Source organism: Paracoccus sp. L-17 (assembly GCF_056857655.1).
Map to the genome: position 1 here is coordinate 345,799 of NZ_JBSXNM010000046.1, position 14,480 is coordinate 360,278.

Below are 14,480 nucleotides of genomic sequence, written 5' to 3' on the forward strand. Positions count from 1 at the left end.
CACAGGACAGGCAGAAAGGACGCCAGATGCCAACCCTTTTCGATCCGCTGACACTCGGGGCCGTGACCTTGAAGAACCGTCTCGTGATGGCGCCGCTGACGCGCGCGCGCGCCGGCGGATCCCGCGTCCCGAATGCGATGATGGCCGAATATTACCGCCAGCGCGCCAGCGCCGGCCTGATCCTGACCGAGGCGACGTCGGTCACGCCGATGGGGGTGGGCTATGCCGATACGCCCGGCATCTGGAGCCAGGAGCAGGTTGAAGGCTGGGCACGGGTGACCCGCGGCGTCCATGCCGAGGGCGGGCTGATCTTTCTGCAATTGTGGCATGTCGGGCGGATCTCGGCGCCGCTGTTCCTGAACGGCAAATTGCCGGTCGCGCCAAGCGCGATCCGGCCCGAGGGCCATGTCAGCCTGGTGCGGCCGCAGCAGGAATATGTCACCCCCCGGGCACTGGAGACGGATGAAATCCCGGCGATCGTCGAAGCCTATCGCCAGGGCGCGCAGAACGCGAGGGCGGCGGGCTTCGACGGGGTCGAGATTCATGGTGCGAACGGTTATCTCATCGACCAGTTCCTGCAAGACAGCACCAACAGGCGGACCGACCGCTATGGCGGAAGCCTTGAAAACCGCACCCGTTTCCTGGAGGACATCGCAGATGCGGCAATCGGGGTCTGGGGCGCGGATCGGGTGGGCCTTCACCTTGCCCCGCGCGCCGATTCGCACGACATGGGCGACAGCGACCGCAGCGCCCTGTTCACCCGCGTCGCCGACCAGATGCGCCAGCGCGGCCTGGCCTTCCTGTGCCTGCGCGAACATCCGGCCGAAGACAGCCTGCTGGACGCCATCAAGGCCGCCTTCGGTGGTCCGATCATCGCCAATGAAGGGCTGACCCGGGACAGCGCCCGCAGCCTTGTGGGCCAGGGCCGCGCCGATGCGGCGGCTTTCGGACGCGATTTCATCGCCACTCCGGACTTGCCGCGCCGGTTCCGCGAGGGACTGCCCCTGAACCCGCAGGATCCCTCGACCTTCTATGCGGGCGGCGAAAAGGGCTATATCGACTATCTCCCGGCGGAAGCCGCAGCGTAACGCGGAAACGGCCGGCGCGAGGCGCCGGCCGCGACGCCCCGGCCTCGGCAGGCGTCATTCATGGGCCGGATCCCGCGCTGCTTGTGTCCTCCGGTCATTGCCGGGCGCGACCGCAGGATTGGCGATCCCGCGGCGGTCGTGGCGGGGGCGACGCCGCCTTGACCGGCGGCAGCCTGATCTGGTCCGATGAGCCTTCGCGCGCGCCGCGATCGGTCCGAGCGAATCGGTTGCGCCCGGCTGCGGTCTGTGATCACTTCAAGCCATCCACAGGGGTGCCCCGTATGGCCGGGGCTGAGATGCGGGCGCGACGCCTGCGGACCCTCAAAGCTGATCTGGGTCATGCCAGCGGAGCAAGGAGGAACGAATGTTCACCGGCGCACAGATTTCCCTTTACCCGATGACGGACAGGTTCATCGACGTCATCACCGATGCGCTGGCCGCGCTTGGGCCCTATCGCGACCGGCTGCGGATCGAAACCGACGATATCTCCACCCTGCTGGTCGGTCCGCCAGAGGTGCTGTTTCCCGCGATCCGCGACCTTTTCGTCGCCGCCGCCGCCACGCGCACCCATGTCGTCCTGCACGCAACCCTGTCGCGCGGCTGCCCGGGCGAGCCCGACGATCCGATGTGCCGCAGCGACGCGATGGACACATCCCGCGAGCCCCTGGCCCTGCGCCAGGCGGCAGCGCAAGAGGCCTTGCGCGACGCCCCCGAAACCGGAGAAACCGCAGCCGCGCAGCTTTCGCTCTATGTCATGGGCGGCGGCGACCACATGGCCGAAATCTATGGCTGCATCGAGTTTCTTCGCGACAGCGGCGTCTTCGATCGCGCAAAGAACTTCTGCACGCGACTCGGGGGCGATGCCGGTCCCGTCTTCGCCGCGCTCGCCCAGGCGTTCTGCCGCTTCGGTCCGCCCGAAGGGCATGTGACCATCGACCTGACCGTGTCGGCCAATAGTCCCTCCGCGGCCTGATCCGATGCCCAAACCCACGATGCGCGAGCGCGTCACGCGCGCGCTGCCCGCGATCCTGTCGGTCGGCACGCTGATCGCGCTGTGGCAGATCCATGTCAGCCTGTCGGGGATCCCGCCGAGCGTCCTGCCATCGCCCGGCCGGGTCGCCGGACAACTGGCGGCGAACCGACAGGTGATCTGGGCGAATACGGTGCCGACGATCCAGGCGACGCTGCTGGGCTTTGCGGTCTCGCTGGGCGCGGCCTTTGCGTTCTCGGTCCTGATCGATTTCGCGCGTCCGCTGCGCCGGGCGCTGTTTCCGGTCTTCATCATCAGCCAGACGCTGCCGCTGGTGGCGATCGCGCCGCTTGTCGTGCTCTGGTTCGGCTTCGGCCTTGGCCCCAAGATCGCGCTGGTCGCGCTGGTCACGTTCTTTCCGATGCTGGTGGCGCTGGTCGATGGCTACGAGGCGACCGAGCCCGAGATCGAGCAGCTTCTGGCGACGATGGGCGCATCGCGGGCGACCATCTTCCGCCGCGCGCGGTTGCCTTCGGCACTGCCCTTTTTCTTCGCCGGTCTGCGCATTTCGATCACCTATGCCGTCGTCGCGGCGATCTTTGCCGAATATGCCGGGGCGGCGCGCGGGCTGGGCATCTACATCCTGAATGCCAAGAACAATTTCCGTCCCGACCTGGTTCTGGCGGCGGTCTTCGTCAGCGCCGCTCTGACGCTGGTCCTGTTCGCGACGACGGTGCTGCTCCAACACCTGTCAATGCCCTGGCGGCAGGTCGAGGAGCAGCGGCCATGAGCCTGCTCGACATCCGCGACGCCGCGGTTCGGCTGGGCGGAACGGCGGTTCTGGACGGCGTGTCGCTGCACGTGGAGCGCGGCGAGTTCGTTTCGATCCTCGGTCCCTCGGGCGCGGGCAAATCGACGCTTTTCAGACTGATGACCGGCGGGCTTGCTCCCGATCGCGGCGAAATTCTGGTCTCCGGGCGCCCGCTGGCAGCGGGTAATAGGCCGTTTGCCTTCATGCCGCAGCGCGATGCGCTGATGCCGTGGCGGCGGATCATCGACAACGTGACGCTGGGGCTGGAAGTGCAGGGCCTGCCACGGCGCGAAGCGCGCGCCCGCGTCGCCCCGCTTTTCGCGCAGTTCGGCCTGGACGGATTCGAACGTCACTGGCCGGCACAGCTTTCGGGCGGGATGCGCCAGCGCGCAGCACTTTTGCGGACCGTCGTGCAGCAGCGGCCGGTGATGCTGCTGGACGAACCCTTCGGCGCGCTCGACGCGCTGACCCGCGCCGGGATGCAGCGATGGGTCGAGGCCCGCTGGCAAGATCACCGGTGGACCACGCTGCTCGTCACCCATGACGTGCGCGAGGCGGTCAGCCTGTCGGATCGCATCTATGTCCTTTCGCGCCGACCCGCCCGTGTTCTGGCGGAATTCGCGGTTCCGCTTGGCCGTCCGCGCCTGGCGCATGGGCTGCCCGCCGCGGCGCTGGCGCTGGAAACCGAAATCCTCAACACCCTTCTCGACCCGCAAGGAGACAAAGATGAGATGCCTCGCATTCGCCCTGACCGCCCTGATCGCCGCGCAACCGCTTGCCGCTGAGCAGGCGGTCAAGGTCGCGCTGGACTGGACGCCCAATACCAACCATGTCGGCCTCTATGTCGCCCAGGCCAAGGGCTGGTACGACGATGCCGGCCTGGACGTCGAAATCCTGCCCTACACCGACACCGCCTCGGGCACATTGCTGGCCAGCGGTGTCGCCGAATTCGGCGTGCTCAGTTCCTGGGGCTTCTACACGCAGCGCGCCGCCGGCGCGGACCTGATGCCGGTCTTCGCCGTCTACCAGCACGAGACCGGGCGCCTGGTCTTCAACGCCGACCGCGACGACATCGACACACCCGCCGACCTTGACGGGCTGACCTATGCCGGTTTCGGCAGCGCCTGGGAAGAGGCGCTGATCACTACGATCATCCGCGCGGCCGGCGGCAAGGGCGAATTCAAGACCGTGACGCTCGGGACCTCGGCCTACGAGGCATTGGCCAGCGGCCGCGCCGATTTCACGCTCGAGGTCGCGACCTGGGAGGGCGTCAACGCCAGACTTCAGGGCCGCGAGCAGCGCGCCTTCCGCTATGCCGATTACGGGGTTCCCGACCAGCAGACCACCTTCATCGGCAGCCGTGGCGAATGGCTGGAGGCGAACCCCGAAACGGCAAAAGCGTTCCTGGCCGCCACCCGCCGCGGCTATGCCTTTGCCGCCGAGAACCCCGAGGCCGCCGCCGAGATCCTGATCGGGGCGACCGAAGGAATGCTTGGCAATCCCGAGCTGATCCGCGCCTCGATGCAGGCGATCGTCGATGGCGGCTATCTGACGGACGAGAACGGGCAGGTCGGCACGATTCAGCCGGACCGGATCGAGGCCGTCGGCAGCTTCCTGGTCGACGCCGGGATCCTGCGCGACGAAGCCGGCGATGTCCTGACCGAAAAGCCCGATTTCTCGACCTGGTTCACGAACGAATACCTCGACCGTTAGCAACGTGGCGCGCCCCTGCCGCAGGATTCTAGAGGATGGCCGACAAGGCATCGGGGTTCAGCAGCTCGATCCGCTGTCGCGCCGTCCTCAGGATGTCCCGCCGCGCAAGTTTCGTCATCGTGCGGCTTACGATCTCGCGGTTGGCGCCGATGCTGGCCGCGATCTCGGCATGGGTGGGGGCATGGTCCAGGACACCGCCGGTCTCCAGCTGGCCGCGTTCGACCGCCAGGGCGATGAGGTACGAGACGACACGTTGCTCGACCGTGAAGCTGGTCAGTTCCATATTGCGTGCGGTCAGCGCGCGCACGCGCGACACGAGATCCGTGACCACGCGGTGCCGGACCAAAGCCACGGTTTCGAACAGCGACAGGAAGCATTTTTGCGGCATCACCAGAACCCGCGTCGGCGCCCGCGCCACGACCGCAAGCGACCGATCGCCGTCATCGAGCGCCGCCAATTCGCCGAGATAGGATCCGGTGGAAAACCGTGAAAAGATGATCTCGCGCCCCTCGGGCGTCCAGTAAACCGCCAAGAGCGCGCCCGACAGCAGGAAATAGACGTCGCGCGACATGTCCTGCTGGTTGAACAGCACTTCCCAGCCAGCCAGCGATCTTTCCTGGAACTGCACGTCGATACCGGCCAGATCGGCCGCCCTGACGCCCGCCAGAAGGGGCAGGTCGAACGACAACAGGCCGGTCATTGTGACAGAAGAACTTTGGCGCGACCCAGTTCGGGCAGGACCGCATCCCTGGGAAAGGCATTCAGCGCCGCGGCGAGGCCCTGATCGTCCGGCACATCATGGCATGACAGATCCAGCGTCGCGCGCAGGCTCCAAAGTGCCGCCCCCTGCCGGGTCGCGGTATCCAGCGCCAGCTTCATCGCGGCCTCGGCCTCGCCCGGGTGATTGTCGCTGCGGCAAATGCCGGAATGGATGCGAAGGATTTCGGGATACCAGCAATGCAGCCCGCTTTCCCGCGCCTCGACCACCGCTGCCGAGGAAACGTGATAGGCCTCGGTCACGCGGCCTGCCGCTGCCAGACGCTCGGCATAGCAGGCCGAGAAATAGGGCAGACCCACCCTGGCACCGATCGCGCGCTGCAATTCGATATTGGCCTTGAACGCGGCAAGGCCGGGTTCATCCAGGCTTTGCGACGGATCCATGATGAAACTCCACGTCGCGCCGGTGACCTGCCAGAACACGGCCCCCTGTTCGTCGGCCAGCGCCATGCCCCTGCGCAGCCGCGCCAGCGCCTCGGGTTGTCGGCCGCCGTAGAACAGCGGCACCGCGCCCCAGATCAAGGCGTATGGCAGCATCGCCGGAATCGACAATTCGGCCTGATGCGCGTCGGTTTCCGCCACCAGCCTTTCGACCGCGTCGATCTGGCCCGAAATCGCCCGTGCCGGCGCTTCGAACATCTGCGCGGCCGCAAAGATATCCATGCCGTAACGCGCGATCATGCCCGCATGATCCGCGATCCGATAAAGGTCCCGTATCCTTTCGATCTGGCGAAACTGCGTGCGGAAGTCGCCCTGGTAGAAACATCCGCAATTGCGGGTGGCCAGCGCGGCCAGTCGCACTTCGTCGCCTCCGGCGCCCGCCGGCATGCTTTGGGCCAGGTCCGCCAGCAGGGCGTCGAAAGCGTCAGCCCGGGACTTGTCGCCGGCAATGATCGCATGGGAGAAGCTTCCGAACAGCGCCGCCGCGCTGTTAGGCCCCAGCGAGCCGGACGAAAGGGCAATCCTGTGGACCGCCCCGAAGGCGTCGCGAACGGGCTCTGCGGTGAACCCCTGCGCCTGCATCAGAACCGAGCCGCGCGCCGTCTGGCAGGCAATCGCCATTTCCGCGCGGGCCGAGGCATCGTCCAGATCGTCGCAGAGCGCCAGCGCCGTGCCGGCATGTCCTTCGGCATCGGCAAAGGCACCCTGCAGCAGCCCGATCCGGCTGGCCGCGAGATAGGACCGGATGGCCGGGCCGATCTGACGCGCCTTTCGCTGATGTCGGGCCAGCAATGCCGGGTCGCGGGATATTCGATCGACATGGCTGGACTGAAGGATTTCCGCAATGCGCCGGTGCAGCGCCTCGCGATTGCTGCGCAGGACCGAATGATAGGCCGCCTGCGCCAGAAGGGCGTGGGCAAATTCCCATTCAGCCGCGGACCGCTGCATGACGACCCCAGCCGCCCGGGCGTGTTCCAGCGCGAAGACCGGATCGGCGCCGGTCGGATCGAGGGCGCGAAGCAGATCGACCGCGAAGATGCGGCCGATCGCCGAGGCGCGCTGCAGGATCGGCTTCGCAGGGCCGGTATCGTCGATCCGGGCGGCCAGCAGATCCATCAGGGTGTCGGGAACCGTCTCCTCGACCCGACCGATCTTGAGCGCCCGCTTGGCCAATTGGTCCAGATAGAGCGGAATCCCCCCCGCCTGCTCGACCAGGCTGGCGGCATTGACGCCGTCCTGCGCGCCCAGCGACGCCAGCATCCGATGGGCATCGCCCTGCGACAGAGGATGCAGCGAGAGCGTCTCGAATACCAGCCCCGAAAGATGCTTGCCCAGCTTGGAATCCTCGCGGCTGGTGAGGATCAGACGGAACCGGGATCGTTCGGGACTGCGCAGAATGTGCTGCAATACGCCGAAACTGGCGATGTCGAACCAGTGCAGATCCTCGAAGATCACCATCCCGTCGCGCTGGACGCTTTGCAGGGCACGCCAGAGCCCGGCTTCGATCCGGGCCTTCAGCGCGAGATTGGACAATTCCGTCAGAAGCGCCGCGCCTTCGGGCAGACCCATGATCAGGGCCAGGCTCATCCGATCGGCCTTGGACAGGTCCGGAAAGCCTTGCGTGATCTCGGCAAAGTCGGGTGTCAACGATTTCAGCCGCCACGAGATCCAGTCCTTGAACGGCTGATAGCTGGAGCCGCTCTTGATCCCTTCGGCCTGAATCGTGGTGGCGATGCCGGCCCGCTGCGCCATGTGCTGCGCCACGGCGGTCTTGCCGATCCCCGCCTGCCCGACGATCAGCACCGGCATCCGGGCGGCCTCGATCGCGGCGCATTCCTTCGCGCGCCCGACCAGGTCGGCCGTTCCCGGCGCCACGTCGCGATGGGGGGCGATCTGTGGCACGAACAGCATCTGCGGCTGTGCGAAACCCTTCAGGATCTGATTTGGCACCGGCGTCAGGGTGAACTGGCCGCGCAACATCATCCTGGTGCCTTCAGCGATCATCACGCCGCCGGGTGCGGCCAGTTCCTGCACCCGCTGGGCAAGGGTCGTCACCGTCCCGGTGATCCGCGGCCAGGCCTCGCGCGTCATGTCGGGGCGCACCGCGACCTCTCCGGTGGCGACGCCGGCGCGCAGCGTGAATCCGCCCTGCCCCGCCTTATCCTGCGCCAGTTCCGTCACCGCGCGCAGCGCCGCATCCACCGCTTTCGAGGCCGCCAGTTCATCCGCGCGCGACAGGCCGAACACCGCCACGATTCCGTCGCCCAGATATTCGGTCACCTCGCCGCCATTGATCTCGACGATCTCGCCGCAGCGCCGGTAATATTCCTCGAGCCAGTCCTGCAAATCTTCCGCATCGGAGGTGCTTGCGACTTCGCTGAACCCGACCAGATCCAGAAAGACCGCCGTGACCTGCTTCCGCTCGCCCTCGGGGCGGGTCACGATCCGGGACATTGCGGCTCCTCTCGACCCTTGCCGCTGACGCTACGGCAATTTCGTTCTTTCCCCTTCTAGTTGAGCTATCCTGCTGTTGTCCAACGGATTCGACAGGGTCCAGCTGGTCCAGATCCGGAATGCGCCGGGCAATTTATGCAAACCGTTCTCTTGCACCGCGCCCATGGCAAGGGGCTGCGCGGTCATGCTGCCCTGGGGAATATTGGCCAATGCGGCATCCGTCACGTCGATCCGCGCGCTGACGCCGGCGACATAGGCCGAGGTCAGATTGAAATCGAAGGACGAGAATTGCCAGCGGCTGAACTTGCCTTCCGACACCACGATCTGCTCGGCAAGTGATTGCACCAGGCCGCAATCGGGCGAATGCGTCAGCGGCCGCGCGAAATCCTTCTGCTGGTAGCGGCCCGACCAGATCGGGCGCCCATCGGTGGCGGCGACCGAGTAGTGACCATTGCCCATCTGCAACCGGCCCATCCGCTTGTTGTAGCCATACCACCATATCCCGGCCAGCCGCGCCCAATTGTTGGTGAGGTAGAGATTGGGCAGATAGCTGAACACGCCCTCATGCCCCTCGACCTGCACGAAATTGATCGCGATGATCGCCTCGCAGTAGTTGCGATAGCCCATGATCTTGGGAAGGATCGAGGCCCGCACGCCGACCTGCTGATTGGCCAGGATCGCGACCGGGTGCTGACCCTCGGGCGTCAGCGTCTGGGGATGAAGGCTCATTCCGTCGGGCAGAACCGCCTCGAGCGCGCGGGCATCGACGGCATGAAAGCTGAACCAGCCGTCGATCCGGCCGGTGCCATAGACCGGCGTCAGCGGCCAGGGCGCGGACTGGGCATAGGGGCTGGACAGTTTCGTGGCATCCGTCGGTCCCGCATCGGGGGCAAGATCACCCTCGCCGACGATCTTAAAGTCGGCCCCGGTCAATCCGCGCGCGGCCATCAACCCAGAGATGGTCGCGGCCTCGACGCAGCCGGCATTGATCCCGCAGCGTGTCCAGTCGCCGGCCAGATAGAGGTTTTCAAAGCCCGATCCATCGGGTGGCAGGCGATACTGGACCGTGTTCGGCACGGACAGCACATAGCGTTCCGAACCGTAGAAGTTCTGCCGGAAATATTGTCCGGCAAACTTGTCATCGGGGGTCCGGGCGCCGTCGGCATAAAGAATCGAGGCGTCGAATTTGCCGGCCTTTCCCGCCCCGGGCCAGAGCCGGGTCAGCTCCGCATCGGCCCAGTTTCGCACCGCATCGGGCCAGCGGTCGGGACCGGTGCCCGCATCCTGCGCCGGACTGCAAAAATAGGCGATGGCGGTTGGCCCATCCGCCGGCCAGTCCTCTCGCGTCAGCAGATCGGACATGTCGGCCCAAGTATCGAGCGGCTCGGCGAAACTGGTGATCACCGTTCTCAGATCGCCCTGGTCGCCGGAATTATACGCTGCGACCAGTGCGTTCCAGCCCAGTTCCTCGGGCGTTTTGGTGCACCAGAACTGCGCGGCCTGCGTTGCCACGGTGGGCAGGTTCTTCAACATCGCATTCCAGCGGGTCGAGGCCGCGGCCAGTTCCGGCGTCAGATAATGCAGCGATCCCAGCGACGCGCCCAGAATCACCAGATCGAAATCCCGTCCCTGCTCCAGGCGATAGGCGCGCCCCGACGGCACCGATTTCTCGGATTCGAAATCGACGCCCTCGGCCTTCAGCGCCGCCCCGTCCCTGAGCTGGCTCCAGTCAGGTTCCGAGGGCCAGCAGGGCAAGCCCCTGACATCGACCAGCGGCTCGTAGTCGCCCGACAGGACCTCGGCCTGTTCGACCATGTCGATGGCGACGATGGCGTTCCCGTCCGGCGCAAGGGCAAGGTTGGTGGCGGCATTGAAGTATCTGAACCGCACCCCGCGCGATTTCAGCACCTGATAATAGGGCGCGAAGACCGTGTCCCCCATCCCGGCCTGCATCTTGTAGAACAGCGCGCCCTTGTAGGTGAAGGCCAGGCGCAGCAGGCCCCTTATGGCGGTGCCCGCGCCGACCTCGCGATCGTCTGTCACGCCGCCGGGATAGCCGAAAACATAATCGTAGCAGCCCCGGAACACGGCGGAATAGACGGCCTCGCGGCTGGCCCCGCATTGCAACAGCCAGGTGCTGATTTCCTGATCGTCGATCGCGTCGAAGCCCTTGCGAAACAGGCCGTTGTCGATGGCACCGCGACAAAAGGCCAGCGACAGGCTGACCAGATAGCCGATCCGGCGCGCCGTGTCGCCGCCACCCAGATCGGCGGTCGCGTGCCAGATCTGGGCGTGACGGACCAGCGCCGCGAGATACAGCGTCTGCGAGGTGGTGTGGTCAAAGGCATTGTCACGCAGCGTGGCCGCATAGGAACGAAGGTGATGCAGCGGCGAGGCCGCCGCAAGCGGCAGGGCCCTGCGAGCGAATTCGGCCTGGAACCGCGCCGGAATTTCCTGCGGCGCGGCGCCGACACGGCCATCCAGAAAACCCGCGACGGCCTGCAGCAGGGCCTTGAAGTAGCCGAAGGGCGTTGGCAACAGCCCTCCCTCGCCGGGTTGGCCGGCGATTTCGGGAAAGTCGATGCGCCAGGGCCGCAGCGACCGGGTGCCGTCGGCCTGTGTCTCCTCATCGGCCAGAAGGAAATGGTTCAGTCCCCTGAACGCCTTGTCCAGCGTGCCCAGCGGCGCATCGGGGCTGCGCAGGCCGGTCCGGTTCAGGGTCTCGTAGCAATCGCGCATCAGTCGAAAACCGTTGTCGTAGAAACCGGCCCAGATATGCAGGCCGTGTTCCTCGATCCGCTGCCCCCTGGCGGCATTGCGCCCGCTGGCCCCCTTGCCGCCCAGCCGCCAGCCAATCTGGTAGAACGTGATCTGGTATCGGTCCTGCCAGTCGGGCAACTGGGTGATGGCATAGGCGGCCGTCACGGCGCCTACACCCCCGCCGATGATCGCGATCTTCCGGGGCTCGGTCTGCATGATCTCTCCTCGCCGAAACTGTCGTCAGCCGATGGGAACACGAAAAGCGCTAGGCGGGAAACTGAATCACGCCGCCGATGACATGCGCGGTCTGGTCGATCAGCGGCACGGTACCGGATGGCGGTGCCGCGCCAAGGGTGACGGTCAGCTCCGTCCCGGTCGATTGCATGTCCAGAACCCGGTAGTCGCGACCATCCACCCCCAGCGAGACGATCTTTCCCAGGCTCAGCTGCGCCGCCTGGTCCGTCGTCACCTGGCCGGCCAGCGCGTCCAGATTCGTACCGCGAAATGTCATCTTCACCGTCGGTTGCTGCGCGATGACAAAGGTTTGGACCCGCGCGAAGGATCCGCCCGGTCCGAACAGCGCGTCGATGGAGAAGGCAGAGCCCTGAAGCTGCAGGCCGGTCACGTCCTTGCCGGTCTTGGCCACGATCTGCTGCAGGATCGGCAGGCTGAACCAGCCGCTCCGGCGGTCGGCAGACAGGGAAACCGGGTCGGCCCGGATCGCCGTGATCCCGGTATAGACGATCTCCAGCCCGACATGACGCGCCGCCGCCCAGGGATCGACCGGGCGCGCCGTATCCTCGGGCGCGGCCGCCACCGACAGTCGCAGGTCGGTCCGGGGAACTCGGCCCAGGCTCTGCCGGTCAAGGCTCAGGCTGGCCATGCCCGCCCCGGCATCCTCGACGTCGATGGTCACGCTCACGGTGCTTTGCCGGTTGTCCAGACCGGCATTGATCTGGTTGTTGGTGGGCAGGCCGCAATAGGCCACCGACCATGCCGACGGTCCGGTCGGCAAACCGCCATTGCCCGCCCCCGGATGGATGGAATGCGCCCGCGCCGCGGAAACCAGTGCCGCGGCCGCCTGCGCCTGCCGGGCGGATTTTTCCACCGTCTCTCCCAGCGACAGCCACGCCGCATAGGCCGCCGAGAACGAGGCCAGAACGGGCGGAAACCGGGGCGGAGTGCCGGGATAATGCGCCCCGACATACCAGGAGACATAGCCCGGTTTCGTTCGCGGCACCGCCCCCGAGGCCTGGATCATCGCGGCCGTGATCGGTCCGAATTCGGCCTCGAAGACCTGGACCACCCTGTCGCCCTGTCGGTCGAAATCCCCGATGGCCTGCTTCTGCGCCCGGATATCGGCTGTGGATGTATGATATCCGACCGAAGCCAGGATCGCGGCGAACTCGGCGCTGAAACTGCTGCCGGTCATGCTGGCGGAATGGGGTCCGTCCAGCCTGCAGATCTGGTCTATCAGGCCGAAGGTGTGCGGATTCCACATCACCGGCATGCCGTATTGCACGTTGAAATTGTAGCCCGGCGGGTAGCGGATCACGCGAAATCCCGGCTCGATCTGCGCCCCCAGATAGGCTGCGATCCTGCGAGAGATGGCTTCGGCGGCGCGGTCATCCGTTGTCTGCCCGGCCTGTGTCATCGGTCGTCCCCCATATCGGGCGGGGCGGCCATCGCGGACCGCCCCGGTTCGTGTCCGTCATGCGCCCGCTTCAGGCGCGGTTCGGCATCTCGGCTTCAGGCCGGCGGATAATCGGCGACGCCGCCCAGAACGTTGGCAACCTGCTGGGTGGGCGGCACGGTACCGATGACCTTGGGCGGCGCGAAGACCACGGTGACCTTGCCCGAGGCGCTGTCCCTGTCGACCTTGGTGATGCCGTAGCTTTCGTTGAACGACCCGACCGAGAAGATCCCGAACAGCTTCACATCCACCGAGGCATTTTCCTTGAACGAGGACGTGACCGAATTGGCCATGTCGGCCGAAAACACCATGGTGATGGTGGGCGCCTGGCTGATCACCAGGGTCTTCAGCCGCGAGAACGGCTTGCCCTGGCCGAACATCCTGGCCGGGGCATATTGGTCCGTCGGCGCGATCTTGAAGCCCGACACGCTGTCGTCGCCCGATCCCGTCACGATCGAACGCAGCAGCGATTCGTCATACCAGCCGGTCGTGTTGTCGGCGCTCAGCGTCAGGGGATCGATCTGGACGATGGTCACGCCGGGATATTCGATCGTCATGTCGAAGGAGGACGAGGACGAGGTATGCTTGGACCAGTCATAGCTGGACCCGGCCGAGATGCCGATATCGACCACATCCAGCACCGGGATTGTGAAGCCGGTCTTTCCCGCGATCGACAGGCTGGCGTCGGTGGACGAGAAATTCGAGGCCGAGACCTCGATCGATACCTTGCTGCCGCTGTCGAGACCGGCCTGGATCACCGTATTGGACGGCATCGGCGTCCAGCCGACATAATAGGTGCTGTCGGTCGTCTGCAGTCCGCCATTCGCCGCCGTGGGATTGGTGGCGTTTTCCCGGGCCGCGGCCAGTTGCAGCTCTGCCGCAGCCTGTTCTCCGGTGATCCGGATAAGCGGTGCCAGCATGTTGATATTGTTCGAGAATGCCGCCGCCAGGCCCGGAAACCCGGCCGAGGCCAACTGCCGCGCCGCGGTCGCGATATTGGCCAGGGAATGATCGGTGGGGTCCTTGCTGAAGTTCTTCAGCAGCGCCGCCAGGACGCCGGTGAACGTGACCGGCGAAACGGCGTAGGCCGCCGCGAAGCCACCCGACGACGCCTCGTTGGTGATGGCGATCTTCTGGTTGTCATAGGCGGGGTCGTTGACGATCTTCTGATCGGCCGCCGAGAACTGGTACTGCGCCGCGTTCAGGATGCGCGCATAAAGCGTGCTGAACTGCTCGTTGCCCAGCGTCAGCATCCCGTTGCTGCCGACCGCCAACGTGCCGTTGAACGTGTCGAGCATGGTGGAATTGTAGTAGGCGTTGTTGCCATATTGCACGACCGGGTGAAAGCCCGGAGGATAGCTGACGGCAGCAAAGGTTCCGGGCAACTGGCTGCCCAGAAGCGTGCCCACCTTGGACGTGATCGCATCGACGAATGTCTTTTGACTGGGCGTCAGGTCGGTGGCTGCGGCCGGGCGTTCCATTGTGATGGTGTCGGACATGGATCTGTTCCTTGATGGAGTCCCGCCTTTCGGCAGGAGGTGAAAAAGGCACCCTCGCTGAAAGATCCGGCCAGGGCCCGAGACGGGAGGGTGGCGGGTGCCGGTCCGCACCGGAACTCGCGCCCTTGTTGTATCCCGCCCGACCGACTCGCACTGTGCGCCAGAACACGAAGCCCGAAAAAAGCACCGGCGCGGAGGCCGGTGCCGATGACATGGCGCGCCGCGCGCCAGGGATACCGGCCGCGCGCGCAATCTGCCCGGCCGCTTGTCGGTC

General features: G+C 66.0%; 10 protein-coding genes and 1 riboswitch. Of the genes, 5 read left to right on the plus strand and 5 right to left on the minus strand.

All coding sequences use genetic code 11. From position 1 onward, the window contains the following. Positions 1–26 precede the first annotated feature (26 nt). From AC13CR_RS18590 to AC13CR_RS18610, 5 genes are all read left to right on the plus strand, one after another. Positions 27–1,088, plus strand: coding sequence for an alkene reductase (locus AC13CR_RS18590; protein WP_292978370.1), 1,062 nt, complete (start codon positions 27–29; stop codon positions 1,086–1,088). Between the two features lie 258 nt (positions 1,089–1,346). Beyond that, positions 1,347–1,460, plus strand: a riboswitch (TPP riboswitch). Then, positions 1,453–2,061 (plus strand): YkoF family thiamine/hydroxymethylpyrimidine-binding protein, encoded by a 609-nt coding sequence (locus AC13CR_RS18595; RefSeq protein WP_292952717.1) that lies wholly within the window; start codon positions 1,453–1,455, stop codon positions 2,059–2,061. (Overlaps the previous riboswitch by 8 nt.) 4 nt (positions 2,062–2,065) lie before the next feature. Further along, on the plus strand, positions 2,066–2,848 hold the full coding sequence (locus tag AC13CR_RS18600; protein WP_292952720.1) for an ABC transporter permease: 783 nt from the start codon (positions 2,066–2,068) through the stop codon (positions 2,846–2,848). Further along, the gene (locus AC13CR_RS18605; RefSeq protein ID WP_292952723.1) at positions 2,845–3,654 is read left to right on the plus strand and encodes an ABC transporter ATP-binding protein; all 810 of its coding nucleotides are present in this window, start codon (positions 2,845–2,847) and stop codon (positions 3,652–3,654) included. The genes AC13CR_RS18600 and AC13CR_RS18605 overlap by 4 nt, the downstream gene beginning before the upstream one ends. Further along, positions 3,596–4,582, plus strand: coding sequence for an ABC transporter substrate-binding protein (locus AC13CR_RS18610; protein ID WP_292978368.1), 987 nt, complete (start codon positions 3,596–3,598; stop codon positions 4,580–4,582). The genes AC13CR_RS18605 and AC13CR_RS18610 overlap by 59 nt, the downstream gene beginning before the upstream one ends. Before the next feature lie 28 nt (positions 4,583–4,610). Here the strand turns inward: AC13CR_RS18610 and AC13CR_RS18615 are convergent, their stop codons facing one another. The 5 genes from AC13CR_RS18615 to AC13CR_RS18635 form a co-directional block, all read right to left on the minus strand. Next, on the minus strand, positions 4,611–5,282 hold the full coding sequence (locus AC13CR_RS18615) for a Crp/Fnr family transcriptional regulator (protein ID WP_292952729.1): 672 nt from the start codon (positions 5,280–5,282) through the stop codon (positions 4,611–4,613). Beyond that, entirely contained in the window at positions 5,279–8,254 is a 2,976-nt protein-coding gene (locus AC13CR_RS18620; protein ID WP_482900939.1) for an ATP-binding protein, read from the minus strand. Before AC13CR_RS18620 ends, AC13CR_RS18615 begins: the two co-directional genes overlap by 4 nt. Before the next feature lie 30 nt (positions 8,255–8,284). Beyond that, the gene (locus AC13CR_RS18625) at positions 8,285–11,230 is read right to left on the minus strand and encodes an NAD(P)-binding protein (RefSeq protein WP_482900940.1); all 2,946 of its coding nucleotides are present in this window, start codon (positions 11,228–11,230) and stop codon (positions 8,285–8,287) included. Positions 11,231–11,279: 49 nt separating this feature from the next. Continuing rightward, entirely contained in the window at positions 11,280–12,668 is a 1,389-nt protein-coding gene (locus AC13CR_RS18630; RefSeq protein WP_482900941.1) for a hypothetical protein, read from the minus strand. Between the two features lie 95 nt (positions 12,669–12,763). Further along, positions 12,764–14,206 carry a hypothetical protein gene (locus tag AC13CR_RS18635; protein WP_292952744.1) on the minus strand — a complete coding sequence of 481 codons (1,443 nt, stop codon included), beginning with the start codon at positions 14,204–14,206 and terminating at the stop codon, positions 12,764–12,766. Between the last annotated feature and the right edge of the window lie 274 nt (positions 14,207–14,480).

Excerpts from the sequence above, each read along its gene's own strand:
- AC13CR_RS18600 (WP_292952720.1), top strand. The coding sequence starts at position 2,066 with ATGCCCAAACCCACGATGCGCGAGCGCGTCACGCGCGCGCTGCCCGCG.
- AC13CR_RS18605 (WP_292952723.1), top strand. The coding sequence starts at position 2,845 with ATGAGCCTGCTCGACATCCGCGACGCCGCGGTTCGGCTGGGCGGAACG.
- AC13CR_RS18595 (WP_292952717.1), top strand. The coding sequence starts at position 1,453 with ATGTTCACCGGCGCACAGATTTCCCTTTACCCGATGACGGACAGGTTC.
- AC13CR_RS18635 (WP_292952744.1), bottom strand. The coding sequence starts at position 14,206 with ATGTCCGACACCATCACAATGGAACGCCCGGCCGCAGCCACCGACCTG.
- AC13CR_RS18590 (WP_292978370.1), top strand. The coding sequence starts at position 27 with ATGCCAACCCTTTTCGATCCGCTGACACTCGGGGCCGTGACCTTGAAG.
- AC13CR_RS18615 (WP_292952729.1), bottom strand. The coding sequence starts at position 5,282 with ATGACCGGCCTGTTGTCGTTCGACCTGCCCCTTCTGGCGGGCGTCAGG.
- AC13CR_RS18620 (WP_482900939.1), bottom strand. The coding sequence starts at position 8,254 with ATGTCCCGGATCGTGACCCGCCCCGAGGGCGAGCGGAAGCAGGTCACG.
- AC13CR_RS18630 (WP_482900941.1), bottom strand. The coding sequence starts at position 12,668 with ATGACACAGGCCGGGCAGACAACGGATGACCGCGCCGCCGAAGCCATC.
- AC13CR_RS18610 (WP_292978368.1), top strand. The coding sequence starts at position 3,596 with ATGAGATGCCTCGCATTCGCCCTGACCGCCCTGATCGCCGCGCAACCG.
- AC13CR_RS18625 (WP_482900940.1), bottom strand. The coding sequence starts at position 11,230 with ATGCAGACCGAGCCCCGGAAGATCGCGATCATCGGCGGGGGTGTAGGC.